This is a genomic window from Agromyces ramosus (genome assembly GCF_004216665.1).
Lineage (GTDB): Bacteria > Actinomycetota > Actinomycetes > Actinomycetales > Microbacteriaceae > Agromyces > Agromyces ramosus.
The window spans coordinates 226,562-250,121 of record NZ_SGWY01000001.1; the positions used below are offsets into that span (position 1 = coordinate 226,562).

Annotated in this window: 25 protein-coding genes; 5 read left to right on the top strand and 20 right to left on the bottom strand. The window is 70.3% G+C overall.

Going from position 1 to position 23,560, the window contains the following annotated elements; all coding sequences use genetic code 11:
* Positions 1–70 precede the first annotated feature (70 nt).
* From EV187_RS01025 to EV187_RS01035, 3 genes are read right to left on the bottom strand one after another with little or no spacing between them, the layout of a single operon-like run.
* Positions 71–898 carry a PP2C family protein-serine/threonine phosphatase gene (locus EV187_RS01025; protein WP_130351189.1) on the bottom strand — a complete coding sequence of 276 codons (828 nt, stop codon included), beginning with the start codon at positions 896–898 and terminating at the stop codon, positions 71–73.
* Between the two features lie 25 nt (positions 899–923).
* Entirely contained in the window at positions 924–2,174 is a 1,251-nt protein-coding gene (locus EV187_RS01030) for an FHA domain-containing protein (protein ID WP_130351190.1), read from the bottom strand.
* Between the two features lie 33 nt (positions 2,175–2,207).
* A complete protein-coding gene (locus EV187_RS01035; RefSeq protein ID WP_130351191.1) occupies positions 2,208–3,641 on the bottom strand; it encodes a gamma-aminobutyraldehyde dehydrogenase in 1,434 nt (477 codons plus the stop codon).
* A 188-nt stretch (positions 3,642–3,829) separates the two neighbouring features.
* Here EV187_RS01035 and EV187_RS01040 point away from each other — a divergent pair, with 188 nt between their 5' ends.
* The 3 genes from EV187_RS01040 to EV187_RS01050 are packed head-to-tail and all read left to right on the top strand — an operon-like array spanning position 3,830 to position 7,201.
* Positions 3,830–4,312 (top strand): Lrp/AsnC family transcriptional regulator, encoded by a 483-nt coding sequence (locus tag EV187_RS01040; RefSeq protein WP_130351192.1) that lies wholly within the window; start codon positions 3,830–3,832, stop codon positions 4,310–4,312.
* Positions 4,313–4,340: 28 nt separating this feature from the next.
* Positions 4,341–5,756, top strand: coding sequence for an aspartate aminotransferase family protein (locus EV187_RS01045; protein WP_130351193.1), 1,416 nt, complete (start codon positions 4,341–4,343; stop codon positions 5,754–5,756).
* Positions 5,756–7,201 carry an NAD(P)/FAD-dependent oxidoreductase gene (locus EV187_RS01050; RefSeq protein ID WP_130351194.1) on the top strand — a complete coding sequence of 482 codons (1,446 nt, stop codon included), beginning with the start codon at positions 5,756–5,758 and terminating at the stop codon, positions 7,199–7,201. Before EV187_RS01045 ends, EV187_RS01050 begins: the two co-directional genes overlap by 1 nt.
* On the opposite strand, the gene EV187_RS01055 is transcribed toward EV187_RS01050, so the two are convergent.
* Together EV187_RS01055 and EV187_RS01060 are read right to left on the bottom strand one after the other, a co-directional pair.
* Positions 7,188–8,357 carry a DUF4192 family protein gene (locus EV187_RS01055; RefSeq protein WP_130351195.1) on the bottom strand — a complete coding sequence of 390 codons (1,170 nt, stop codon included), beginning with the start codon at positions 8,355–8,357 and terminating at the stop codon, positions 7,188–7,190. The genes EV187_RS01050 and EV187_RS01055 overlap by 14 nt on opposite strands.
* 91 nt (positions 8,358–8,448) lie before the next feature.
* Entirely contained in the window at positions 8,449–9,417 is a 969-nt protein-coding gene (locus tag EV187_RS01060) for an aldo/keto reductase (RefSeq protein WP_130351196.1), read from the bottom strand.
* 146 nt (positions 9,418–9,563) lie between these two features.
* Between EV187_RS01060 and EV187_RS01065 the strand changes: the two genes are divergently transcribed.
* Entirely contained in the window at positions 9,564–10,055 is a 492-nt protein-coding gene (locus EV187_RS01065) for a methylated-DNA--[protein]-cysteine S-methyltransferase (protein WP_130351197.1), read from the top strand.
* A gap of 5 nt (positions 10,056–10,060) precedes the next feature.
* A complete protein-coding gene (locus EV187_RS01070; protein ID WP_130352169.1) occupies positions 10,061–10,672 on the top strand; it encodes a DNA-3-methyladenine glycosylase I in 612 nt (203 codons plus the stop codon).
* Between the two features lie 41 nt (positions 10,673–10,713).
* Here the strand turns inward: EV187_RS01070 and EV187_RS01075 are convergent, their stop codons facing one another.
* The 15 genes from EV187_RS01075 to EV187_RS01145 form a co-directional block, all read right to left on the bottom strand.
* Positions 10,714–11,475, bottom strand: coding sequence for a YaaA family protein (locus EV187_RS01075; protein WP_130351198.1), 762 nt, complete (start codon positions 11,473–11,475; stop codon positions 10,714–10,716).
* Complete coding sequence (locus EV187_RS01080) at positions 11,476–12,048, bottom strand: P-loop nucleotide/nucleoside kinase family protein (RefSeq protein ID WP_130351199.1); 573 nt, start codon at positions 12,046–12,048, stop codon at positions 11,476–11,478.
* Positions 12,049–12,058: 10 nt separating this feature from the next.
* Positions 12,059–12,319 carry a F0F1 ATP synthase subunit epsilon gene (locus tag EV187_RS01085; RefSeq protein ID WP_130351200.1) on the bottom strand — a complete coding sequence of 87 codons (261 nt, stop codon included), beginning with the start codon at positions 12,317–12,319 and terminating at the stop codon, positions 12,059–12,061.
* A gap of 2 nt (positions 12,320–12,321) precedes the next feature.
* Positions 12,322–13,782 (bottom strand): F0F1 ATP synthase subunit beta, encoded by a 1,461-nt coding sequence (gene atpD / locus EV187_RS01090; RefSeq protein ID WP_130351201.1) that lies wholly within the window; start codon positions 13,780–13,782, stop codon positions 12,322–12,324.
* A 21-nt stretch (positions 13,783–13,803) separates the two neighbouring features.
* Positions 13,804–14,700, bottom strand: coding sequence for a F0F1 ATP synthase subunit gamma (locus EV187_RS01095; RefSeq protein WP_130351202.1), 897 nt, complete (start codon positions 14,698–14,700; stop codon positions 13,804–13,806).
* A gap of 44 nt (positions 14,701–14,744) precedes the next feature.
* Positions 14,745–16,385 (bottom strand): F0F1 ATP synthase subunit alpha, encoded by a 1,641-nt coding sequence (atpA, locus tag EV187_RS01100; RefSeq protein ID WP_130351203.1) that lies wholly within the window; start codon positions 16,383–16,385, stop codon positions 14,745–14,747.
* A 76-nt stretch (positions 16,386–16,461) separates the two neighbouring features.
* Complete coding sequence (locus EV187_RS01105; protein ID WP_130351204.1) at positions 16,462–17,253, bottom strand: F0F1 ATP synthase subunit delta; 792 nt, start codon at positions 17,251–17,253, stop codon at positions 16,462–16,464.
* A gap of 3 nt (positions 17,254–17,256) precedes the next feature.
* Positions 17,257–17,808 carry a F0F1 ATP synthase subunit B gene (locus EV187_RS01110; protein WP_423190872.1) on the bottom strand — a complete coding sequence of 184 codons (552 nt, stop codon included), beginning with the start codon at positions 17,806–17,808 and terminating at the stop codon, positions 17,257–17,259.
* A 44-nt stretch (positions 17,809–17,852) separates the two neighbouring features.
* Positions 17,853–18,086 carry an ATP synthase F0 subunit C gene (gene atpE / locus EV187_RS01115; RefSeq protein WP_022888426.1) on the bottom strand — a complete coding sequence of 78 codons (234 nt, stop codon included), beginning with the start codon at positions 18,084–18,086 and terminating at the stop codon, positions 17,853–17,855.
* A gap of 45 nt (positions 18,087–18,131) precedes the next feature.
* Positions 18,132–18,929: a F0F1 ATP synthase subunit A gene (gene atpB, locus EV187_RS01120; protein ID WP_130352170.1), complete on the bottom strand. Its 798-nt coding sequence runs from the start codon at positions 18,927–18,929 to the stop codon at positions 18,132–18,134.
* A gap of 166 nt (positions 18,930–19,095) precedes the next feature.
* On the bottom strand, positions 19,096–19,575 hold the full coding sequence (locus EV187_RS01125; protein ID WP_130351206.1) for a Cg1360 family ATP-synthase-associated protein: 480 nt from the start codon (positions 19,573–19,575) through the stop codon (positions 19,096–19,098).
* Positions 19,556–20,833 carry an MraY family glycosyltransferase gene (locus EV187_RS01130; RefSeq protein WP_130351207.1) on the bottom strand — a complete coding sequence of 426 codons (1,278 nt, stop codon included), beginning with the start codon at positions 20,831–20,833 and terminating at the stop codon, positions 19,556–19,558. The genes EV187_RS01125 and EV187_RS01130 overlap by 20 nt, the downstream gene beginning before the upstream one ends.
* Positions 20,830–21,717, bottom strand: coding sequence for an L-threonylcarbamoyladenylate synthase (locus EV187_RS01135; protein WP_130351208.1), 888 nt, complete (start codon positions 21,715–21,717; stop codon positions 20,830–20,832). The genes EV187_RS01130 and EV187_RS01135 overlap by 4 nt, the downstream gene beginning before the upstream one ends.
* Positions 21,718–21,849: 132 nt before the next feature.
* Positions 21,850–22,638, bottom strand: coding sequence for an ABC transporter permease (locus tag EV187_RS01140; RefSeq protein WP_130351209.1), 789 nt, complete (start codon positions 22,636–22,638; stop codon positions 21,850–21,852).
* 5 nt (positions 22,639–22,643) lie between these two features.
* Complete coding sequence (locus EV187_RS01145) at positions 22,644–23,555, bottom strand: ATP-binding cassette domain-containing protein (protein WP_130351210.1); 912 nt, start codon at positions 23,553–23,555, stop codon at positions 22,644–22,646.
* Between the last annotated feature and the right edge of the window lie 5 nt (positions 23,556–23,560).

Consider the following 23,560-nt stretch of genomic DNA (forward strand, 5'->3'; position numbering starts at 1 on the left):
CCATTGTAGATTGGGGGCGGACGCCCCCGCGAAGCCCTGTGCAGTGCGTCCGGCCGCCCCGCGGCATCAGTCAGTCGAGGTCGCTGTCGGCGCGTCGACCGTGGCGGGCGTGCTCGGGCCGGACGACCTTCAGGACATCGACCACGACGACGGTCACGTTGTCGCGACCGCCGTTGCCGAGGGCCGCCTCGACGAGCTGGCGCGCGGCCTTCTCGGGCTTGGGGTTCGCGACGAGGAAGTGGCGGATGCCGTAGGCCGTCAGCTCCTTCGTGAGCCCGTCGGAGCAGATCAACAGCCGCATGCCCTCCTCGACCGCGATCGCCCGGTAGTCGGGGATCGGCGCCTCGTGGAAGCCCACCGCGCGGGTGATCACGTTGGAATGGGGATGGGTGTCGGCCTCCTCGCGCGTGATCTGGCCCGCGTCGACGAGCTCCTGCACGATCGAGTGGTCGACGGTCAGCTGCTCGAGGAACCCATCGACGAGGCGGTACACGCGGGAGTCGCCGATGTTGAACACGATCCACGCCGGCTCGTCGGAGATCGACCCCAGCGCCGCCCCGGTCACGGTGGTGCCGCTGCCCTCGTCGGTGACGCCGGCCCCGCGACCCATGTCCTGCACGGCGAGGCGCAGCGCGGCATCGATCTCGGGCGTGCCCATCGCGACCTTGCCGCCGTGCTCGGCGAGGCGGGTGACGACGGCGGCGCTCGCGAAGTCGCCTGCGGCATGGCCGCCCATGCCGTCGGCCACGGCGAAGATGGGCGCCTGGGCGACGAAGCTGTCCTCGTTGACCTCCCGGCGCAGCCCGGTGTCGGTCATCGCGGCCCAGGCGATGGTGACCTCGGTGCCGTCGGGGAGCATGACGCGATGCCTGGCGTTGCCGTTGCCGATCTGCGTCACGGGGCTGCCTGCTGTCTGGTCGGGGTCATTCGAGGGGAACTGCGGGGGCGGGGAGGATCTCGATGATCGTATCGTCTCCGAGGTCGAGGCTGGTGCCCGGTCCCACGACGATCGATTCGCCGGAACGCAGGCGACGCGAACCGGACGGGCCCCGCACGATCGTGCCGTTGGTCGACCTGAGATCGGTCGCCACCACACGGGAGCCCTCGAGTCGGAGCTCGAGGTGCGTGCCCGACACGACGGCGCGCGGAGACGGCACCACGACGAGCTCCGGCGATCCTCCCAGGGCGTGGGGGATGCGCGGGGCGAGCGGCCGTCGGCCGATGAGCACCGGGCCGGTCACCGGATGCACCGGGCCGTCGCCGATGCGGTACGCGGGCGCCTGCATCGACGGCTCGACGGGCGTCCCGGGCGGCGCGGGCATCCCCGACGCGGGCGCCGCGGGCGTCCCCGACGCGGGCGGTCGCGGCGGCGCCGGTGCCGGCGCCGCGCGCGCGGTGGAGGACGAGGGCGATCCGGGTGACCGCCGGGCGTCGGCGGCGGGCGGCGGCAGCGATGCTGCGGCCGCGGCGGCGGCGGCGGCGGCGGCAGCGGCGATCGCGGCGAGGTCGACGGGCACGGTCGCCGTCGGCGGGCCGGCGATCAGCCCGGTGCCGATCGGACGCGGCGAGCGCCCGACGAGCTCGGCATCGGGGGTCGGGATCGGCGCCGTCGTCGGCGTCGCCGCCACCGGTCGGCCGCGTGGCATCAGGATGGTGTCGGCATCGGCGGCCGAGGGATCCGGTCGTCGCGGCATCGCCGCCGACGCCCACTCCACCGCCGACGCCCGGAGGCTCGCGCGCGCGTGGGGCACCGCGTCGTCCGCCTCGCCGAGCCGGCCGAGCGGTGCCTCCGCCGCCGTGACCCTGATGCCGACGACGGCGCCGAACTCGGCGAGGTGCCATGGCCGGATGCCCCGGGAGTCGAAGCGCCGCGTGCCCCCGGGAGAGGCCAGGTCGACGACCGCGTCGCCGCGCACGACGGCCGTGACCTCCGACGTGTCGGTGCCCGGCCACCACACCAGCGCGAAGGATTCCACCGGCTGGCTGCCGCCGAGCGGGACGAGGCCGACGAGCGACTCGATCGACACGTTGCCATCGGCGGCCGCCGTCGCCAGCGCGGCGAGGCAGGGACCGGGTGCCGGAGCCGCGATGGCGGCGATGAACCGGTCGCCGACCACGACGTCCCAGGCGCGTGCCCCGAGAACGGCGGCGCTCGTGACGGTTCCGGCGACCATGTCGACCAGTCTGGCACCGCCGCGACGACGGCGTCAGCCGATGCGGCTCATCACGTGCTTGATGCGCGTGTAGTCCTCGAACCCGTAGTTCGAGAGGTCCTTGCCGTAGCCCGAGTGCTTGAATCCGCCGTGGGGCATGTCGGACACGAACGGGATGTGCGTGTTGATCCAGACGCAGCCGAAGTCGAGGTGCTTGGCGAAGCGCATCGCGCGGGTGTGGTCGCTCGTCCAGGCGGATGCCGCGAGGGCGTAGTCCACGCCGTTGGCCATGGCGAGCGCCTCCGCGTCGTCGCGGAACGACTGCACGGTGAGGACGGGCCCGAAGATCTCCCGCTGCACCGCCTCGTCGTCCTGCCGCAGCCCGGTGACCACGGTGGCCTCCCAGAAGTAGCCGCGGCTCCCCTGCCGCCGGCCTCCGATTGCGATGTCGGCGTGCGCGGGCAGCCGGTCGATGAAGCCCGACACGTGCGCGAGCTGGTTCGCGTTGTTGAGCGGGCCGTAGAGGACGCCGTCCTCGCGCGGGCCCCCGGTGCGCGCGTTGGAGGCGGTCGCGGCGGCGAGCATGGAGACGAACTCGTCGTGGACGGACTCGTGCACGATCACGCGGGTGGCGGCGGTGCAGTCCTGGCCGGCGTTGAAGTAGGCGGCGGCGACGATGCCCTCGGCCGCCCCCTGGAGGTCGGCATCGGCGAACACGATCGCGGGCGCCTTGCCGCCGAGCTCGAGGTGCACGCGCTTCAGGTCGGATGCCGCCGCCCGGGCGACCTCCATCCCCGCGCGGACGGACCCCGTGATGGCAACCATCTGGGGGGTCGGATGCTCGAGGAGCGCCGCGCCCGTGCCGCGGTCGCCGGTGACCACGTTGAGCACGCCGGCCGGCAGGAACTCGGCGGCCACCTCGGCGAGCCTGAGCGTCGACAGGGGCGTGGTGTCCGAGGGCTTCAGCACCACGGTGTTGCCGGCGGCGATCGCCGGCGCGACCTTCCAGACCGCCATGTTGAGCGGGTAGTTCCACGGCGTGACCTGGCCGACGACGCCGATCGGCTCCCGGCGCACGAACGACGTGTGGCCGGCGAGGTACTCGCCCGCCGAACGGCCCTCCAGGTTCCGTGCGGCGCCCGCGAAGAAGCGGAGCTGGTCGACCGACTGCATGATCTCGTCGGCGACGAGCGTGGCGCGTGGCTTGCCGGTGTCCTGCGACTCGAGGTCGGCGAACTCCTCGGCCCGCGACTCCATCGCGTCCGCGATGCGGAAGAGGGCGAGCTGCCGTTCGGAGGGTGCGACCTGCCCCCAGGTCTCGAAGGCGTCGGATGCCGCGCGGTACGCGTGGTCGAGGTCGGCCTCGGTGGCGACGGGCGAGACGCCGTAGACCTCCTCCGTGGCGGGGTCGATCAGGTCCTGTCCCGTGTCGCCACGCGCCTCGACGTAGTCGCCGTCGATGAAGTTGCGGAGTGTTCCACTGCTCATGGGTGTCGATCCTCGAACTCGTGCGCTCGGCGCGACGCGCGCGCCCGGCGCCCTGGCCGGCACCGTGCGCCCATGGTACGGGCGATTGCTCGCTCGAGGCGAGCGAATGCATTGGAATCAGTTGTGAAGGGCGCGGATTTCGACGGAATCGCTTGCCTGCGGCATCCGGCGCTGACACAATCGAACGCATGACGAACGCCGCACGCTCCGCCGCCGCGCGGCCGGTGCACCTCGACGATGTCTCGAAGGCCATCATCGAGCAGCTCCAGGCCGACGGCCGGCGATCCTACGCCGACATCGGCAAGGCGGTCGGCCTCTCGGAGGCGGCCGTGCGCCAGCGCGTGCAGCGACTCACCGAATCGGGCGTGATGCAGATCGTGGCGGTGACCGATCCGATGCAGCTCGGGTTCACCCGCCAGGCGATGATCGGCATCCGCGCGGGCGGCGACACCCGTGAGCTCGCCGAGCGGCTCGCGGAGATCCCGGAGCTCGACTACGTGGTGCTGACCGCCGGGAGCTTCGACCTCCTGGCCGAGGTGGTGTGCGAGAACGACGAAGAGCTCATCACGCTCCTGAACACCCGCATCCGCAACCTGCCCGGGGTGCAGAGCACCGAGACGTTCGTCTACCTGAAGCTGCAGAAGCAGTTCTACAACTGGGGCACCCGATGAGCGGGCGCTCCTCCATAGGAGGACAGAGATGACCACCCTCGACACGCCGACGAGCCTCGAAGCGACCGGCTACGACAACGCCGACCTGCAGCAGAAGGCGAAGGATCACCTCTGGATGCACTTCGCCCGCCAGTCCACGATGGAGACGTCGGGCGTCCCGATCATCACGCGCGGCGAGGGCCACCACATCTTCGACGTCGAGGGGCGGAAGTACTTCGACGGCCTCTCGGGCCTGTTCGTGGTGAACGCCGGTCACGGGCGCGCCCGGCTCGCCGAGGTCGCGGCCAAGCAGGCCGAGCAGCTCGCGTTCTTCCCGATCTGGTCGTACGCGCACCCGTCGGCCATCGAGCTCGCCGACCGGCTGGCCGGCTACGCGCCGGGCGACCTCAACCGGGTGTTCTTCTCCACCGGCGGCGGCGAGGCCGTCGAGACCGCGTTCAAGCTCGCCAAGTACTACTGGAAGCTCAAGGGCCAGCCGACCAAGCACAAGGTGATCTCGCGCGCGGTCGCCTACCACGGCACGCCGCAGGGCGCCCTGGCGATCACCGGCATCCCGGCGATGAAGGCGATGTTCGAGCCGCTCACGCCCGGCGGATTCCGTGTGCCGAACACCAACTTCTATCGCGCAGCCGAGGTCGGCGCACCGGCCGACGACCTCGAGGCCTTCGGCCTCTGGGCGGCCAACCGCATCGAGGAGATGATCCTGTTCGAGGGCCCCGAGACGGTCGCTGCGGTGTTCCTCGAACCGGTGCAGAACTCGGGCGGCTGCTTCCCGCCGCCCCCCGGCTACTTCCAGCGGGTGCGCGAGATCTGCGACCAGTACGACGTCCTGCTCGTCTCCGACGAGGTGATCTGCGCATTCGGCCGCATCGGGCACACGTTCGCGTGCGACGCGTACGGCTACGTGCCCGACATGATCACGTGCGCCAAGGCGATGACGTCGGGCTACTCCCCGATCGGCGCCACGATCGTGTCGGAGAAGATCTACGAGCCGTTCGCCACCGGCAACACGTCGTTCTACCACGGGTACACCTTCGGCGGGCACCCGGTGTCGGCCGCGGTCGCGCTCGAGAACCTCGACATCTTCGAGGAGGAGGGGCTGAACGAGCGCGTCCGGGTGAACTCCCCCCTGTTCCGCGCCGAGCTCGAGAAGCTCCTCGACCTGCCGATCGTCGGCGACGTGCGCGGCGACGGGTACTTCTTCGGCATCGAGCTCGTCAAGGACACGGCGACCAAGGAGACCTTCGACGACGACGAGTCCGAGCGGCTGCTGCGCGGATTCCTGTCGAAGGCGCTCTTCGACGCGGGCCTGTACTGCCGCGCCGATGACCGGGGCGACCCCGTGATCCAACTGGCGCCGCCGCTCACGATCGGCGTACCGGAGTTCCAGGAGATCGAGCAGATCCTGCGCTCCGTGCTCACCGAAGCCTCCAACCGCCTCTGATGGCGGGAGCCCACCAGACGACCGACGGCGCATCCGCCACCTACCGCCGCTCGAGCTTCTGGCTGGATGACCTCGTCCGCTCGGGACGAGACGACCTCGTGCCTCGCGCGCCGCTCGCGGCCGATGCACGGTTCGACGTCTGCATCGTCGGCGGCGGCCTGACCGGGCTGTGGACGGCGTACTCGCTGGCGAAGGCCGACCCCCGCCTGCGCATCGCCGTGCTCGAGCGCGAGATCGCCGGCTTCGGCGCGTCGGGCCGGAACGGCGGCTGGTGCTCGGCGCTGTTCCCACGGTCTCCCGGATCGCTCGAACGCCGGCACGGGTTCGACGCGACGGTCGCGATGCGGCGTGCGATGGTCGACACGGTCGACGAGGTCGGTCGAGTCGCGCGAACCGAGGGCATCGAATGCGACTTCGAGCGGGGCGGGACGGTGGTCTTCGCCCGCAACGACGTGCAGCGCGACTTCGCGACGGCGGACGTCGCGGAGCTGCGGCGGTTCGGGGTCGACCGCCCCGACTACTGGGACCAGCGCACGGTCGGGTCCCGGTTCGGGGCGACCGGCCTCGACGGCGACGCGCCCGGTGCGATGTTCGATCCGGCCTGCGCGAGGCTCCACCCCGCGAAGCTCGTCCGGGGCCTCGCCGAGGTGGTCGAACGGCTCGGCGTCGTCCTCTTCGAGCGCACCGAGGTCATCGACTGGGCGGCGGGGAGCGTGCGATTCCGCGGGGTCGACTCGGGCGTCGAGGGCTCCGTGGCCGCGAGGCACGTCATCATCGCGCTCGAGGGCTACGGCTCCCAGCGGCCGAGGGTGCGTCGACGCATCCTGCCGCTCTACTCGCTCATGATCGCGACCGAGCCGCTGGATGATGCGATCTGGGACGAGATCGGTATCGAGCACGGCCAGACGTTCAGCGACTACCGCCACCTGCTCATCTACGGCCAGCGCACCGCAGACAACCGCTTCGCCTTCGGTGGCCGAGGCGCCCGGTACCACTGGGGCAGCACCGTGGATCCGGCGTTCGAGCGCGTCGACCAGGTGTTCGATCACCTGCACGGAGTCCTGCGCGACCTCTTCCCCGCGATCGGCGACGCGGCCGTCACGCACCGTTGGGGCGGCCCGCTCGGGGTCGCGCGGGACTGGCACGCCACCGCGAGCTACAACCCGAAGACCGGTGTCGGCTTCGCGGGAGGGTACGTGGGCGACGGGCTCTCGACGACGAACCTCGCCGGTCGCACCCTGGCCGACCTCGTGCTGGGTCGCGACTCCGAGCTGACGGCCCTGCCGTGGGCGAATCATCGCTCTCCCCTGTGGGAGCCGGAGCCGCTCCGCTTCGCGGGCGCGAACCTCGGGATCCTCGGCATGCAGTTCGCCGACCTCGAGGAGCGCATCACCCGCCGCCCCTCGGTCACCGCGCGGCTGCTCGCCCCGCTCACCGGTCACTGACGTCGCTCGCGGGGTCCGCGAACGCCCACTCGGGGAGGGCGCCGCTCCCGATGAACGCCGAGAGCAGCGACGCCATCGTGTGGCCGGGTGCGAGCGCGAGGACCTGGTCGATGAGCAACCCGGCGGCGGACCCCATGCCGAGTGCCCACGCCAGCCACGCCGCCATGCACAGCGGGCCCGGCCGGTGCTCGGCGGGTGCGTGGGCGGCGGCCCAGCGAACGAGGTCGAGCGCACGGCGGACGCGCCGATGGTCGGGCCGGACGCTCGTCTGGCCGAGCAGCAGCCGACCGAGCAGTTCGGATGCCTCGTCGGCCTCGTCGCCGTCGAGCTCGCGCCGTACCGACTCGTCGACGGTCTCCCCTGCCTCGGCCGCCCTCGACGCCGTGGCTGCCGCGTCATCGTGCGCGAGCTCGCCGATCTGCGGTCCGAACGCCAGTTGCAGCATCATGGCGTCGCGGAAGGCGGGCCGATCGGCCAGGTGCAGGAACCAGGCCAGCCGCAGTGGCGGCTGCCCTGCCGGCTCGCCGAGCAGGAGTGTCTCGATCAGGGTGACCGGGTCGGTCGCATGGCCGAGTCGCTCGAACTGCACGACGCTGCGCTCGAGGTCGTCGAACGCCTCGAGCTCCGCCCGGACGACGCCCACGGCCGTCCCGCCGACGGCCGGCAGCCGACCGGCCTCGGCCGGCGACCCGGACGTGTGGGCGTCCGCCGGCAACCGCCTCGCGGCCGGGCTCTCGTCGATCACCTCGAGCGGGTGGCCCGCGGCCGGCGTATCGGGGTCCAGCAGCGAGCCCCAGCCGTCGGCGGCCCGGCAGAGCGCATCACGGACGCCGAAGCCGGCCTGTCCGGCCCGGCGCACCAGCATCGACAGGAGACCGCGCTCGGGCACGCCACGAGCCGCGGCGAATGTCGCATCGGTGTAGGCGATCGGCACCACCGCGTCGACGCCGGGCATGCGGCAGAGCGTTCCGATGATGGCGGAGACGAGCGCCGGCCGATCCTTGGCCCGTCGCGGCAGGTCGTGCCGGAGCACGCCGGCCGACCGTGCGCCGCGGAACGCGACGCAGACGATCGATCGCTCGGGAAGGAAGCCGGCGAGGACCGGGACGAGCGCGAGCAGGTCGTGCGCACCGGTGGCGCGGATGATGGTGGTCATGCGGCCAGCGTCGCGCGCGCCGCATCCGCTCGACCGGCCCACCGTCCGATCGGGCGACGGACGCCGGCATCCCCGAGGTGGGGAGGACGGGTCAGCGCCCCGAGAACAGCTCCGAGATCTCGGCCGTTTCCGCAGCCGTCGGCCGCCATGCGCTGCCGGCCGCGGCGTTCTGCCGGATCTGCTCGGGGCGCGTCGTGCCCGCGATCACGCTCGCCATGGCCGGCTGCGCGAGCAGCCAGCCGAACGTGGCCTCCAGCATCGTGATGTCCCGCTGCTCCGCGAAGGCGCGGTAGCGGTCGAGCAGGTCCCACGGTGCGTCATCGACGAGGTGACGGCGCTGGCGCATGATGCGCGTGTCGGCGGGATGGTCGTCGCGCCGGAACTTGCCGGTGAGCAACCCGTTCTGCAGCGGGAAGTACGGGAGGAAGCCGAGTCCGAAGTGGCGGACGGCGGGCAGCACCTCGGCTTCGGCCCCGCGCGAGAGGAGGTTGTACTCGTTCTGCGCGGAGACGAATCGGGTGGCGCCGAGCTCGCGGGCGACGAGCTCGGCCTCGGCGACCTGCCAGCCGCTGAGGTTCGAATGGCCGAGGTAGCGCACCTTTCCGTCGCGCACGAGATCGTCGAGCGCCGCGATCGTCTCGTCGATCGGCGTGGAGGGGTCGGGCGTGTGGAGCTGGTAGAGGTCGATCCAGTCGGTCTGGAGGCGCCGCAGCGAGCCCTCAACGGCGAGGCGGATGTACCGGCGGGAGCCCCGCGCTCCCCACGCGGGCAGCGGCGACGGCAGGCTCGCGTGCCCGAACTTCGTGGCGATCACGACCTCGTCGCGCCGACCGCGCAGCGCCTCGCCGAGGAGCGTCTCGCTGAGCCCGTACTCGCGCCCGTAGATGTCGGCGGTGTCGATGAGGTTGACGCCGGCGTCGAGTGCCGCGGCGACCACTTCGTTCGTGCCGTCCTGCGACTCCGTCGCCGTTCCGGCGCGGCCGAAGTTGTTCCCGCCGAGGCCGACCGCCGACACGCGGAGGCCCGAAGGTCCGAGGGAGCGGTACTCGAGTGCGGTCATCCGTCAAGCCTAGGCGGCGGCCTCGGCGGTCCGCGAACGCGTCGATCGGGCGCGGCCTCGTCCTCCACAGGGCCCGCTTCGGCGCGAACCCGTGCGATGTCCGATTCCCGCGAGTCGATGTCGGATGCCGCGGCTACGCTCGAAGCATGAACAGCGTATTCCTCACCCGCCTCGACAGCCCGATCGGCCGCATCGAGCTCACCGGCGACGACGACGCCGTCACGAGCCTCTCCATCGAGCGCGACGGTGCGCTCCCGCACGACGGCGAGCCCGAACGCTCGAACGACGTGCTCGACCTCGCTCGCGCGCAGCTGCTCGAGTACTTCGCCGGATCCCGCACCGAGTTCGACCTCCCGGTCCGTCTGTCCGGCACACCGTTCCAGGAGGCGGTCTGGGCGGAGCTCGAGCGCCTCGGCTGGGGCGAGGCGATCTCGTACGGGGCGCTCGCGGCAGCCGTCGGCAAGCCCGGGTCCGCTCGTGCGATCGGCGGCGCCGTCGGGGCCAACCCGATCCCCATCATCGTGGGCTGCCACCGAGTGCTCGCCTCCGACGGTCGCATCACCGGCTACTCGGGCGGCGAGGGCATCCCGACCAAGCTCTGGCTGCTCGGCCACGAGCGCATCGGCTTCGCCGCGTGAGCGCGGTGCCGCGCCCCGAGCTCGTCACGGGCGACGACGGCCTGGCGCGCTGCGCGTGGGGCGCCGTCGATCCCGAGTACCGCCGCTACCACGACGAGGAGTGGGGCACGCCCCAGCACGACCCGGTGCGCCTGTTCGAGAAGGTCTGCCTCGAGGGGTTCCAGGCCGGGCTGTCGTGGATCACGATCCTCAGGCGCCGTCCGGCCTTCCGCGAAGTCTTCCACGGCTTCGACATCGAGCGCGTCGCGGCGATGTCCGAGTCCGATGTGGAGCGACTGCTCGGCGACGCGCGCATCATCCGCCACCGGGGCAAGATCGAGGCGACCATCCAGAACGCCCGCGCCACCCTCGCACTCGATGAGCCGCTCGACCGTGTCCTCTGGCACTTCGCTCCGGCACCGCGAGCATCAGCACCCGCCTCGTTCTCCGACGTTCCGGCGACCACGCCCGAATCGGTGGCGATGAGCACGGCACTCCGCAAGCTCGGCTTCCGCTTCGTCGGGCCGACCACGATGTACGCCCTCATGCAGGCGGCCGGCATGGTCGACGACCATCTCGCCGGGTGCTTCCGTACGTCGACTGGTCGCCGTGGCGCCAGGATCGCCGTCGGGGCCTGAAGCCCGTCGAGCGAGGGCGGGAGCCGATCGGGCAGCGTCGCTCAGGCGACGAGCTCGAGCTCGCGCGGCTCGTCCCCCGCGCTCGACTCGCGCAGCTCGAGACGGAATCCCGCCGCCCGAGCCCAGTCGATCAGCTCGTCGAGCGAGCCGATCGTCGGACGCGACTGGAGGAACGACCGGGTGAAGCGTCCCTTGGCGTGCTTGTTGAAGTGGTTCAGCGCTCGACGGCGCCCATCGGCGTCGACCGAGACCACTCGGACGAAGGCACTGCCGCCCCGAGCAGGCGCCGGGCCGAGTTCGGCATAGCCCTCCGATCGCAGGTCGAGGATCACGTCCGACCGCGACGCCAGCAACGACGAGAGCGATTCGCGCCAGAACGCACGCAGGCGAACGCCCGGCACGCGGGAATCGTGCGACAGCCGATACGCGGGGATCGGGTCCAATGCCCCGACGAGACCGAACAGCGCGGAATGCACGACGACCGTGGTCTCCGCGAACGCACGAGCCTCCGTGGAGAGGGTCGACGGGTCGAGCGCGTCGTAGAGCACTCCGGTGTAGCGGTCGATCGCCGGCATCGTGGACGCGTCCCGCAGGCGCCGGTTGCGTTCGACCTCCGCGACCTGACGCCGACTCAGCTTCAACGCGCGCATGGTCGCGTCGGGATCACCGGCGAGACCGACCACCCGTTCGACGAGCTCTCCACGCAACGCGGTGAGGTCGGGATGCGCGAGCGCGTCGAGGTCGAGCGGTGTCGGGTCGCCACCGTCCCGCTTCGTCTCGGACGGCGGAAGCAGCAACAGCATCTACGCGGCGATGAACGCGAGCGCCGCGTCGACGTTCGAACCGAGCGATTCGACGCTGTCGATCGTGACACGCGGGAGCGCCGACGACGGGCCGGTCCAGGGCGCGTAGCCCTCGAGGCTCTGCTCGACGGCGCGCCAGGTGGTCTCCTCGAGGTGCGGCAGGCCGCGCTCGCGCTTCTCGAGCCGAGCGCGGTGCAACGACTCGTCGGAGCAGACGACCTCGATGACCCGCAGGCGGACGTCGGCGCGGGCGGCGAGGTCCCGCCACTGCAGGCGCGCGGCCTCGGCGGCGTTGACGGCATCGACGATGACCGTTCGCCCCGAGTCCAGCTCCTTCTCGGCGATCTCTTCGGCCACGAGGTACGCGGCGAGACCGGTCGGCTGGTCGGCGTCGATCCCCGCGCGGAGGATCGCCGACTCGATCGGGTCGACGGACACGACCGTGGCGCCGAGTCGGGCTCCTACGATCTCGCCGATCGTCGACTTGCCCGCGCCCGGCAACCCGGCCATCACGATGAGTTGGGTGACGCTCAGGTCACCGAATTGGCGGTCGATCGGCTGCTCCCCCTGCATCCGGAACTCCTCAGGAGAGCTCTGCGCGTGACGCGACCACCTGCACGGCGTTCGACTGCACCGACAGGAAGCCGTCCTCCGCGTTCGCGGTGATCTTCTCGCCGCCCGGCAGTGTGACGCGAACCTCGCCACCGGCCAGGATCGCGAGCATCGGCTCGTGACCCGGCAGGATGCCGATCTCGCCTTCCACCGTGCGGGCGACGACCATGGCCGCCTCGCCCGACCAGACTTCCTGGTCGGCCGAGACGACGCTCACGTTGAGGGCGGCCATGCTCAGCCGTTCTCCTTCTGGATGCGAGCCCAGTTCTCCTCGACGTCGGTGATCGGGCCGACGTTGAAGAAGGCCTGCTCGGCGACGTGGTCGAAGTCACCGCGGGCGATCGCGTCGAACGACTCGATCGTGTCCTTGAGGGGCACCGTCGACCCCTCGACGCCCGTGAACTTCTTGGCCATATAGGTGTTCTGCGAGAGGAACTGCTGGATGCGACGTGCACGGGCGACCGTGATCTTGTCCTCTTCGGAGAGCTCGTCGACACCGAGGATGGCGATGATCTCCTGGAGTTCCTTGTTCTTCTGGAGGATCTGCTTCACCGTGGTCGCGACGCGGTAGTGGTCCTCGCCCAGGTAGCGCGGGTCCATGATGCGCGAGGTCGACGTCAGCGGGTCGATCGCCGGGTAGAGGCCCTTCGACGCGATCTCGCGAGAGAGCTCGGTCGTCGCGTCGAGGTGCGCGAAGGTCGTGGCCGGCGCCGGGTCGGTGTAGTCGTCGGCGGGCACGTAGATCGCCTGCAGGGAGGTGATCGAGTGTCCGCGCGTCGAGGTGATGCGCTCCTGGAGGATGCCCATCTCGTCGGCGAGGTTCGGCTGGTAGCCCACGGCCGACGGCATGCGGCCGAGGAGCGTCGACACCTCGGAGCCGGCCTGCGTGAACCGGAAGATGTTGTCGATGAAGAGGAGCACGTCCTGCTTCTGCACATCGCGGAAGTACTCCGCCATCGTGAGCGCGGAGAGCGCCACGCGAAGACGCGTGCCGGGCGGCTCGTCCATCTGGCCGAAGACGAGGGCGGTCTTGTCGAACACGCCCGCCTCCTCCATCTCGTGGATGAGGTCGTTGCCCTCACGCGTGCGCTCGCCGACGCCGGCGAACACGGACACGCCGCCGTGGTCCTGCGCGACGCGCTGGATCATCTCCTGGATGAGGACGGTCTTGCCGACGCCCGCACCACCGAAGAGGCCGATCTTGCCGCCCTGCACGTAGGGGGTCAGGAGGTCGATCGACTTGATGCCGGTCTCGAAGAGCTGCGTCTTGGACTCCAGCTGGTCGAAGGCCGGAGGCCTGCGGTGGATCGGCCAGCGCTCGGTGATCTCGACCTGGTCGCCGGGCTCGCCGTTGAGGATCTCGCCGATGACGTTGAAGACCTTGCCCTTGGTGACGTCGCCGACGGGCACCGAGATCGCCTCACCGGTGTCGCTGACCTCCTGGCCGCGCACGAGACCGTCGGTGGGCTTCAGGGCGATGGCGCGCACGAGGTCGTCGCCGAGGTGCTGGGCGACCTCGAGCGTGATGGTGTTCGTCTCGCCCTCGATGGTGATGTCGGTCTTGAGAGCGTTGTAGATCTCGGGGATCGAGTCGTGCGGGAACTCGATGTCGACGACAGGGCCCGTGACGCGGGCGATGCGGCCGACGGCGCCGGCGGTCGACTCGGCGACCGGCGCGGTTGCGGTGTCAGTCATTCTGGCTCTCTCTTTTCTGGATTACTTCTTTGCGGCGAGCGCATCGGCGCCGCCCACGATCTCGGCGATCTGCTGCGTGATCTCGGCCTGTCGCGCCTCGTTCGCGAGGCGCGTGTAGTCGGTGATGAGCTTGTCGGCGTTGTCCGATGCCGACTTCATCGCCTTCTGGGTCGCGGCGTGCTTCGCCGCCGCCGACTGCAGGAGCGCATTGTAGATGCGGCTCTCGATGTACACCGGCAGCAGCGAGTCGAGCACGGTCTCGACGTCGGGCTCGAACTCGTAGAGCGGCTGCACCGTGGCATCCGGCTCCTCGACGCCCTCGACGACCTCGAGCGGAAGCAGGCGCACGACCTCGGGGGTCTGCGTCATCATGCTCACGAAGCGGTTGTAGACGACGTGGATCTCGTCGACGCCGCCGTCGGCGGCATCCCGGAGGAACACCTCGAGCACCGCGTCGGCGATCTCCTTGGCCAGCTCGAACTCGGGGTTCTCGGAGCTGCCGGTCCACTGCCGCTCGGATGCCCGACGACGGAACTGGAAGTATCCGACCGCCTTGCGTCCGACGAGGAAGTACACGACGTCCTTGCCCTGGCTGCGCAGCAGCTCGGCGAGCTGCTCAGCCTCGCGGAGCACCTGCGAGTTGAACGCACCCGCGAGTCCGCGGTCCGACGTGAGGATCACGACGGCGGCGCGCTCGATCGTCTCGGGCTCGGTCGTGAGCACGTGGTCGACGTTGGAGAACGTCGCGACGGCCGACACGGCTCGCGTGATGGCCCGCGAGTACGGCGTCGAAGCCGTCACGCGCGCCTGCGCCTTCTGGATACGCGAGGCGGCGATGAGCTCCATCGCCTTCGTGATCTTCTTCGTCGTCTGGGCAGACTTGATCTTCTGCCGGTAGACCCGAAGTTGCGCTCCCATGTCTCTCCTGTATCCCTAGGGGTCGATCGCGATTCGCCGGCTGCCTAGCGGCGGCTCTTGACGATCTTCTCCTGGTTGACGTCCTCGACGGCGATCGCCTCGAACTCCTCGCGCCCCACCGAGGCGAGCGGCTTGCCCTCACCCGTCTGGAACTCGAGCTTGAACTTGTCGACCTCGGTCTCGAGCGTCGCGACGGTCTCGTCGGACAGCACGTTGGTGTCGCGGAGCGTCGAGAGCACCTCGGTGTTGCGGCCCAGGTAGTCGAGGAACTCGCGCTCGAAGCGCAGGATGTCCTCGACGGGCACCTCGTCGAGCTTGCCGTTCGTGCCTGCCCAGATCGAGACGACCTGCTCCTCGACCGGGTACGGCGAGTACTGCGGCTGCTTGAGGAGCTCGGTGAGGCGTGCGCCGCGGGCGAGCTGACGACGGCTCGCCGCGTCGAGGTCGGACGCGAACATCGCGAACGCCTCGAGCGAACGGTACTGCGCCAGTTCGAGCTTCAGCGTGCCCGAGACCTTCTTGATCGACTTGACCTGCGCGTCGCCGCCGACTCGCGAGACCGAGATGCCCACGTCGACCGCCGGTCGCTGGTTCGAGTTGAAGAGGTCGGACTGCAGGAAGATCTGGCCGTCGGTGATCGAGATCACGTTGGTCGGGATGTACGCCGAGACGTCGTTCGCCTTCGTCTCGATGATCGGCAGGCCCGTCATCGAGCCGGCGCCGAGCTCGTCGGAGAGCTTCGCGCAACGCTCGAGCAGGCGCGAGTGCAGGTAGAACACGTCGCCGGGGTAGGCCTCACGTCCCGGCGGGCGGCGGAGGAGGAGCGACACGGCACGGTACGCCTCGGCCTGCTTCGACAGGTCGTCGAAGATGATCAGGACGTGCTTCGAGTCGTACATCCAGTGCTGGCCGATCGCCGAGCCGGTGTACGGCGCGAGGTACTTGAAGCCGGCGGGATCGGAGGCGGGGGCGGCGACGATGGTGGTGTACTCCATCGCGCCGGCGTCCTCGAGCGCACCCTTCACGCCCGCGATCGTGGAGCCCTTCTGGCCGATCGCGACGTAGATGCAGCGCACCTGCTTCGACGGGTCGCCCGACTCCCAGTTGGCCTTCTGGTTGATGATCGTGTCGATCGCGATGGCGGTCTTGCCGGTCTGGCGGTCGCCGATGATCAGCTGGCGCTGGCCGCGGCCGACCGGGATCATCGCGTCGATGGCCTTGATGCCGGTCTGCAGCGGCTCGTGCACCGACTTGCGCTGCATGACGCCGGGCGCCTGCAGCTCGAGGGCGCGGCGGCCGTCGATGCCGGTGATCTCGCCGAGGCCGTCGATCGGGTTGCCCAGCGGGTCGACCACGCGGCCGAGGTAGCCCTCGCCGACGGGAACGGAGAGGACCTCGCCGGTGCGGGTCACCTCCATGCCCTCCTCGATGCCGGTGAACTCGCCGAGCACGACGACGCCGATCTCGTCCTCGTCGAGGTTCAGCGCGAGGCCGAGCGTGCCGTCGGCGAAGCGGATGAGCTCGTTCGCCATGACCGAGGGCAGGCCCACAACGTGGGCGATGCCGTCGGCGGCGTCGGAGACGTATCCGACCTCGGTCGTCTGCGCCTGGCCCGGCTCGTACGACGAGACGAACTCCGAGAGAGCCGAACGGATCTCGTCGGGGCTGATGGAGAGTTCTGCCATTGTCTTTCCCTTTTCTGTACCGGTTGTACAGCTACTGGTGTGTCGCGGCGCAGGACGCCGGTCGTTTCATCCGGCGTCAGCCGGCAAGCTTCTGCCGCAGCGAGCTGAGGCGTGAGGCGACGCTGCCGTCGATGACGTCGTCGCCGATCTGCACGCGGACCCCGCCGAGGACGGCGGGATCGACGATGGTGTTCACCCGGAGCGCACGGTCGTACTGCGCCTCGAGGCCCCGCACCAGGCGGTCGAGCTGCTCGCTGGACAGCGGCGTCGCGGTGGTGACCGTGGCGATCTCGAACCCGCGCTGCTCGGCGACCACCGCGGCCGCATGGCGGAGGAGCTCGCCGATCCGGCGTCCACGCGGCTGCTGCACGAGGTGGTTCACGATCGCGACCGTCTGCGGCGACGCGTTGCCCGCGAGCAGCTTGTCCACGACCTGCACCTTCGACTCCGTCGGGTTCAGCTTGCTGCCGAGCGCGAGCTCCAGTTCGGCGTCGGATGCCACGGCACGCTGGATCGCGAAGAGCTCCGCGTCGATCGGGACATCGCGTGCCGATTCGGAGGCGACCCGCAGGCCGAGCTCCTCGATGCCCTCGAGCAGGTCCCTCGAGTCCGACCAGTGGCTCGAGGCGAGGTCGGTGAGCAGCGTCACGGAGTCGGCCGCGAGCTTCGAGCCGAAGACGGCCTCGACGAGCGCGCGCTTCTGCGCGGCATCCGCCTCGCTGTCGGTCAGCGCGGTACGGAGCTGCTTCGACGAGCCGATGATCCGGCCGGCGGCGAGGAGGTCCTCCGCGACGCGCAGTTCGGCCCGGCCGAGCGACGTCAACGCGGCGTGCGTCCCGGCCAGGGCCTTCCTCGTAGCGCTACCCATGGGTTACTTCTTCCCTCCGGCGGTGGCCTCGGAGGCCTCCAGGTCGGCGAGGAAGCGGTCGACGACGGCGGTCGCCTTCGCGTCGTCGGAGAGGCTCTCGCCGATGACGCCCGACGCGAGGTCGATCGCGAGCGTGCCCACCTCGGAGCGGAGCGAGACGAGCGCGGACTGGCGCTCGGCCTCGATCTGCGCCTGCGCGGTCGCGGTGACGCGAGCCGCCTCACCGGCGGCACGCTCCTTGGCCTCGGCGACGATCCTGTTGCCGTCCTCGCGGGCGGACTCGCGGATGCGGCCGGCCTCGGTGCGCGCGTCGGCCAGCTGGGCGGTGTACTCCTCGAGCGCCGCCTCCGCCTTGCGCTGGGCCTCGTCGGCCTTCGCGATGTTGCCCTCGATGGCCTCGGCGCGCTCGTCGAGCAGCTTCTGGACGCGCGGCAGCGCGTACCTCCAGAAGAAGACGAGGATGATGATGAAGCAGATCGCCGACCCGATGATGTCGTACGGCTCGGGGACGACCGGGCTCGTGTTCTCCTCGGCAGCCTCGGTCGCAGCGCTCAGAACTGCGTGGAGCACATTGGCCTCCTAGATAGCGGCGGAGCGGATCAGACGAAGATGAAGTACGTGGCGATGCCGATGAAGGCGAGCGCCTCGGTGAAGGCGATGCCGATCCACATCAGCACCTGGAGGCGGCCGGCGAGCTCGGGCTGGCGGGCGACACCCTCGATCGTCTTGCCGACGACGATGCCGACGCCGATGGCCGGGCCGATCGCCGCAAGGCCGTAACCGACCGTCGCGATGTTGCCGTTGATCTCAGCGAGAACGGTAGTTGCGTCCACGTTGGGTTTTCCTTTCCTAGGGATGTTCTGGGCGGGTGCCCGGGCTCAGTGCTCTTCCGCCACCGCGAGCTGGATGTAGACCGCGGTGAGGAGTGCGAAGACGTAGGCCTGCAGGACGGCGACGAGGATCTCGAACAGGGTGAACACGAGGCCGAAGGCCAGGGTCCCCACCCCGAGGAGGCTCCACCAGCCACCGAGCTGGACGACGAAGAACGAGGTCGCGGCGAAGAACAGCACGAGCAGGAGGTGCCCGACGATCATGTTCATCATGAGTCGGAGCGTGAGCGTGATCGGCCGGATGATGAAGGTCGAGATCAGCTCGATCGGCGTGACGATGATGTACACCGGCCACGGCACGCCCGACGGGAACAGCGAGTTCTTGAAGAAGTTCTTGGGGCTCTTCTTGACGCCCGCGTAGATGAAGGCGGCGTAGGCCACGATCGCGAGCACGAGGGGCACGCCGATCACGGACGTGCCGGCGATGTTCAGGAACGGGATGACACCCGTCAGGTTCATGAACAGCACCATGAAGAAGATGGTGGTGAGCAGCGGGAGGAACCGCTTGCCGTCCTTCTTGCCGAGCAGGTCGTCGGCGATGTTGACGCGGACGAGGTCGAGGCCCATCTCGACGAGGCTCTGGAAGCGGCCGGGCACCATGCGCATCCTGCGCGTGCCGAGCCAGAACACGAGGAGCAGCGCGACGACCGCGACGATGCGCACGAGCGTGATGCGGTTGATCTCGAACGGAGTGCCGCCGAAGAGCAACGCCCCCGGGAAGAATTCCTCGATCGACGGACCGTGGAAGCCACCATCATCGGTTGACATCGGAACCAGCAGGTTCAGAGCGTTAGCTAGCAGCGCTATCTCCTGTTTCGGGGCGTGGAGCTCAGCTCTCGCGACGACGAACATCGGACACGGATTCCGAACAGGCCGAAGCCGGGCGGAAACCGTGGGGGATCGTCAATACTCTAGCAAGACTTCTACGAGCAGACGAATTCGCCGCCGGGCCTCAGTCGTCGGTGGGAGCCTTGGGCAGTCGGACGTCGCTCACGTACGGGATCCGGGACTTCGCGACCACGAGCACGTCGACGACGAGCGAGGCGATGACGCCCGCGACCAGGCTGAGGAACAGCACCGTCGGGTTCAGCCACGGGGCGTCGCGGAGCACGACCACGAGCACGATGAAGACGATGAACTTCAGCAGCCAGCCGCCGAGCACGATCCCGAAGAACACGCCCACGAACACGTCGCTCGAGGCGAACCGGTTGGCGAGCAGGATGCTCGCCGCGGTGATGCCCATGAACACCACGGCCATGAGCGTGCCGATGAGCGCGCTCACCAGTCCCTCGGTGCCGGCGAAGACGAAGCCGAGGATGCCACTGACCACGAGCACGACCGCGGCGAGCACCCCGCCCCAGGCGAGCGCCCTGCGGAGCACCGGATTCGAGGTGGGCGTGCGGTCGGCGGATTCAGGGCGTGCGTCGGTCATCGTGCTCCAGTTCGGGGTCGCCCGATTCTAGCCGGGACGCCTGAACGGGCACCGGGGCCGGCTCGAGCTCGTCGAACACGATCGCCTCGGGCACGTCGACCGATTCGGCCTCCGCGGCGACCGTGAGCCGCTTGCGGCGGCCGAGCGGGGCCAGGGTGACGGCCGCGCAGGCGATGAAGCCCAGGCCGAGCAGCAGGAACGCCCACCCGGAGTCGATGCCGAGGTAGACGGGGAACACGAACGAGAGGAGGCATCCGACCGACGCCACCGCCGTCCAGGCGTAGAAGATGAGCACGGCGTGCAGGTGCGAGTGGCCCATGTCGAGCAGGCGGTGGTGCAGGTGCTTGCGGTCGGCGGCGAACGGCGACTTGCCGGCCCGCAGGCGCCGGACGACCGCGAGCCCGAAGTCGAGCAGTGGGATGACGAGCACGGCGAACGGCAGGATGATCGGGATGAAGGCGGGGAACAGCTCGTCGAGGCCGAGCGAGGCGGGATCGATCTGGCCGGTCACCGCGATCGCCGACGTGGCCATCAGCAGGCCGATGAGGAGCGCGCCCGCGTCGCCCATGAAGAGCTTCGCGGGGTGCCAGTTGAGCGGCAGGAATCCCACGCAGGCGCCGACGATCACGATCGCGAGCAGCGAGGCCAGGTTGAAGTAGTTGAGCGGCGACGTCTTCTGCACGAGCAGGTAGGTGTACAGGAAGAACACGCCGTTGGCGATGAGGGCGACGCCGGCGACGAGGCCGTCGAGCCCGTCGATGAAGTTGATCGCGTTCATCACGAGCACGATCGTGAACACGGTGATCGTGGCGCTCATCCACGACGAGCCGACGGTGATGCCGCCGATGGGCAGCGACACGATCGACACGCCCTGCCACGCGATCAGGCCCGCGGCGATGAACTGGCCGGCGAGCTTCGTGGTCCAGTCGAGGTCCCAGATGTCGTCGGCCACGCCGATGAGCACGATGAGCAGGGCGGCACCGAGGATGGCGAGCATCTGGCTGGGGTTCTGGAAGATGATCGAGACGATCGAGAACCGGGACGAACCCAGGGTGGACACGAACGCGGCCGCGCCGATCGCGGCGAGGATCCCGACGAACATCGCGATGCCGCCGAGCCGCGGCGTCGGTCGCGTGTGCACGTCGCGCTCGCGGATCTTCGGGTAGAGCCGGTACTTCAGGCTCAGCTTCCAGACCAGCACCGAGCCGCCGAAGGTGACGAGCGCGGCCACGAGGGCGAGCGCGAGGAACAGGGTCATGAGGCGGCGGCATCCGCTCCGTCGTCGGCGGTGGTGCGGGCTGGTGCCGCGGGCGCGTCGGATGCCGCGGGGCCGTCGGACGCCGCGGGGCCGTCGAACGCCGCCGACGCGTCGGATGCCGCACCCTCGCGGGCCGCCGCGGCCCCGTCGGTCGCGGCATCCGCCTCGGGGTCGATCGTCGCGGCCTCGTCGGCCGGAGCCAGCATGTCCTCGCCGATCACCTCGGCGATGCGCTCACGGGAGATGACGCCGGCGCGCACGATGCGCATCACTCCCCCGTCGACGGCGAGCCCGGTCGCGTCGACGATGGTCGACGACGTGTCGCCGGGCCGTTCGCCGATGGCCTCGTAGCCCTCGCCGGCCGGACCGCCGTCGAGGTAGACGGTGACCGAGTCGCCGAGCATGGCCTCGGCGTCGGCGGCCGTGACGGCCGACGGCTGCCCCGAGAGGTTCGCGCTCGACACGGCGAGCGGGCCGGTCTCGGAGAGCAGCTCGAGCGCGATCGGATTCGCGGGCATGCGCAGCGCCACGGTGCCCCGCGTCTCGCCGAGGTCCCATTGCAGCGAGGGCTGCGCGTGCAGGATGACCGTGAGTCCGCCGGGCCAGAACTCCTCGACGAGCCGGCGCACCGCTCCGGGCACCTCGCTCGCGAGCGCGTCGAGGGTGGGGATGCCGGGGATCAGCACGGGCGGCGGCGAGGTGCGCTCACGGCCCTTGGCCTCGAGGAGTCGGGTCACCGCGGCCGCGTCGAACGCGTCGGCGGCGAGGCCGTAGACCGTGTCGGTGGGAATCACCACGAGTTCGCCGCGTCCGATGGCACCGCGCGCGAGGCGCATGCCGGTGAGCAGCTGGGAGTCGACCGAACAGTCGTAGATGGCAGTCATGACCGCTCGATTCTAGACCAGCGCGCTTGCCATCCCCGGGGCATCGGCGCGCCGCCGTTCATCGTCGACGCCTGGGCGACGGATGCCGCGAGCCCGTGCGGCCCGCGGCATCCGTCGCCTGCGCCCCCGTCGTCAGCGGCGACCGGCCTTCCGGCGGAACAGCCAAGCCCCCCAGGCCACGGAGCCGGCGATGATGACGACGCACCATCCGACGGCCCACCATGCCGAATCGCCCATCGGCGTGCCCATGAGCAGCGACCGGAGGGTCTCGATGATCGGGGTGATCGGCTGGTTCTCCGCGATCCACTGGAGCCAGTCGGGCATCGTCTCGACCGGCACGAACGCGCTCGACAGGTACGGCAGGAAGAGGAGGATGAAGCCGTAGCCGTTCGCCGCCTCGGGTGTCGACGCGGCGAGGCCGATCGCGGCGAAGAGGTAGGTGATCGCGAGGATCCACAGCGCGACGAGCCCGAACACGGCGAGCCACTCGAGCGGCGTCGCCGTCGGCCGGAAGCCGACGAGCAGCGCCACGAGGATCACGACGGCGGTCGCGACGAGGTTGCGCGCGAGGCTCGCGACGACGTGCCCCGTGAGCACCGCGCCGCTGCGGAGCGGCATCGTGCGGAACCGGTCGATGATGCCGGTCGTCATGTCGTTCGCGACCGAGACCGCCGTCGACGCCGAGCCGAAGCCGGCGCAGAGCAGGATGATGCCGGGCACGACGTAGTCGACGTAGCCGCCCGACGGGTCGATCGCGTTGCCGAAGATCCAGGTGAACATCAGCATCAGCATCACGGGCAGCACGATGGCCATGAGGGCCGACTCCACGTCGCGCACGGAGTGGAGGAAGCTGCGCGTGATGAACGTGGACTCGGCCGTGAACGCGCCGATGCGCGGGCGCACGAGGGTGGTCGTGGTCATGGTCGTCACTTCGCTTCCAGGAGTTCGGGCGACGCGGGCGCCGCGTTGCGGGCGGTGATGTCGAGGAACACGTCGTCGAGGCTGGGACGCCGGATGGACACCGCGACGCCGTCGGCGGCGGCCGCGGGAGCGCGGTCGAGCTCGTCGAGGGCGGCCCGGAGCCCGTGCACGCTCCCGTCGGTGGGCAGCTCGAGGAGCAGGACCCCGTCGGCGTCGCGGAGCTCCACGACGTCGCCGCCGATGCGGGCCTTCAGCTCGTCGGGGGTGCCCTCCTCGGCGACCCGTCCGCCGTCGAGCACGGCGATGCGGTCGGCGAGGCGGTCGGCCTCCTCGAGGTACTGGGTGGTCAGGAAGACCGTCGTGCCGGCGCCGGCGAGCGAGCGGATGACGCTCCACAGCTCCTGCCGGCTGCGGGTGTCGAGCCCGGTGGTCGGTTCGTCGAGGAACAGCACCGCGGGCGCGACGATGAGGCTGAGCGCGAGGTCGAGCCGACGGCGCATGCCGCCCGAGTAGGTGCCGACGCGCCGGCCGGCGGCATCCGCGAGGTCGAATCGATCGAGCAGCTCGGCGGCCCGCACGCGGGCCTCGCGGCGCGAGAGCCCCGAGAGGCGGCCCATCATCACGAGGTTCTCGGTGCCGGTGAGCACCCCGTCGACCGCTGCGGACTGGCCGGTGAGGCTGATGCGGCGCTTCACCTCCTCGGTGTCGGCGACGACGTCGTGCCCGGCGACGAGCGCCGTGCCCGAGTCGGCCCGCACGAGCGTCGTCAGGATGTTGATGGTGGTGGTCTTGCCCGCGCCGTTCGGCCCGAGCAGGGCGAACACGGTGCCGGCGGGCACGGCGAGGTCCAGCCCCGCGAGCACCTCGGTTCGGCCGAAGTGCTTGCGGAGTCCGCGTGCGTCGATGGCGAGCGTCATCTCCT

Excerpts from the sequence above, each read along its gene's own strand:
- EV187_RS01060 (WP_130351196.1), bottom strand. The coding sequence starts at position 9,417 with ATGACCGCACTCGAGTACCGCTCCCTCGGACCTTCGGGCCTCCGCGTG.
- EV187_RS01080 (WP_130351199.1), bottom strand. The coding sequence starts at position 12,048 with ATGCAGGGGGAGCAGCCGATCGACCGCCAATTCGGTGACCTGAGCGTC.
- EV187_RS01130 (WP_130351207.1), bottom strand. The coding sequence starts at position 20,833 with ATGACCCTGTTCCTCGCGCTCGCCCTCGTGGCCGCGCTCGTCACCTTC.
- atpD (WP_130351201.1), bottom strand. The coding sequence starts at position 13,782 with ATGACTGACACCGCAACCGCGCCGGTCGCCGAGTCGACCGCCGGCGCC.
- EV187_RS01055 (WP_130351195.1), bottom strand. The coding sequence starts at position 8,357 with ATGACCACCATCATCCGCGCCACCGGTGCGCACGACCTGCTCGCGCTC.
- EV187_RS01045 (WP_130351193.1), top strand. The coding sequence starts at position 4,341 with ATGACCACCCTCGACACGCCGACGAGCCTCGAAGCGACCGGCTACGAC.
- EV187_RS01035 (WP_130351191.1), bottom strand. The coding sequence starts at position 3,641 with ATGAGCAGTGGAACACTCCGCAACTTCATCGACGGCGACTACGTCGAG.
- EV187_RS01085 (WP_130351200.1), bottom strand. The coding sequence starts at position 12,319 with ATGGCCGCCCTCAACGTGAGCGTCGTCTCGGCCGACCAGGAAGTCTGG.
- EV187_RS01095 (WP_130351202.1), bottom strand. The coding sequence starts at position 14,700 with ATGGGAGCGCAACTTCGGGTCTACCGGCAGAAGATCAAGTCTGCCCAG.
- EV187_RS01050 (WP_130351194.1), top strand. The coding sequence starts at position 5,756 with ATGGCGGGAGCCCACCAGACGACCGACGGCGCATCCGCCACCTACCGC.
- EV187_RS01065 (WP_130351197.1), top strand. The coding sequence starts at position 9,564 with ATGAACAGCGTATTCCTCACCCGCCTCGACAGCCCGATCGGCCGCATC.
- EV187_RS01040 (WP_130351192.1), top strand. The coding sequence starts at position 3,830 with ATGACGAACGCCGCACGCTCCGCCGCCGCGCGGCCGGTGCACCTCGAC.
- EV187_RS01075 (WP_130351198.1), bottom strand. The coding sequence starts at position 11,475 with ATGCTGTTGCTGCTTCCGCCGTCCGAGACGAAGCGGGACGGTGGCGAC.
- EV187_RS01145 (WP_130351210.1), bottom strand. The coding sequence starts at position 23,555 with ATGACGCTCGCCATCGACGCACGCGGACTCCGCAAGCACTTCGGCCGA.
- EV187_RS01140 (WP_130351209.1), bottom strand. The coding sequence starts at position 22,638 with ATGACCACGACCACCCTCGTGCGCCCGCGCATCGGCGCGTTCACGGCC.
- EV187_RS01135 (WP_130351208.1), bottom strand. The coding sequence starts at position 21,717 with ATGACTGCCATCTACGACTGTTCGGTCGACTCCCAGCTGCTCACCGGC.
- EV187_RS01105 (WP_130351204.1), bottom strand. The coding sequence starts at position 17,253 with ATGGGTAGCGCTACGAGGAAGGCCCTGGCCGGGACGCACGCCGCGTTG.
- atpA (WP_130351203.1), bottom strand. The coding sequence starts at position 16,385 with ATGGCAGAACTCTCCATCAGCCCCGACGAGATCCGTTCGGCTCTCTCG.
- EV187_RS01125 (WP_130351206.1), bottom strand. The coding sequence starts at position 19,575 with ATGACCGACGCACGCCCTGAATCCGCCGACCGCACGCCCACCTCGAAT.
- EV187_RS01030 (WP_130351190.1), bottom strand. The coding sequence starts at position 2,174 with ATGGTCGCCGGAACCGTCACGAGCGCCGCCGTTCTCGGGGCACGCGCC.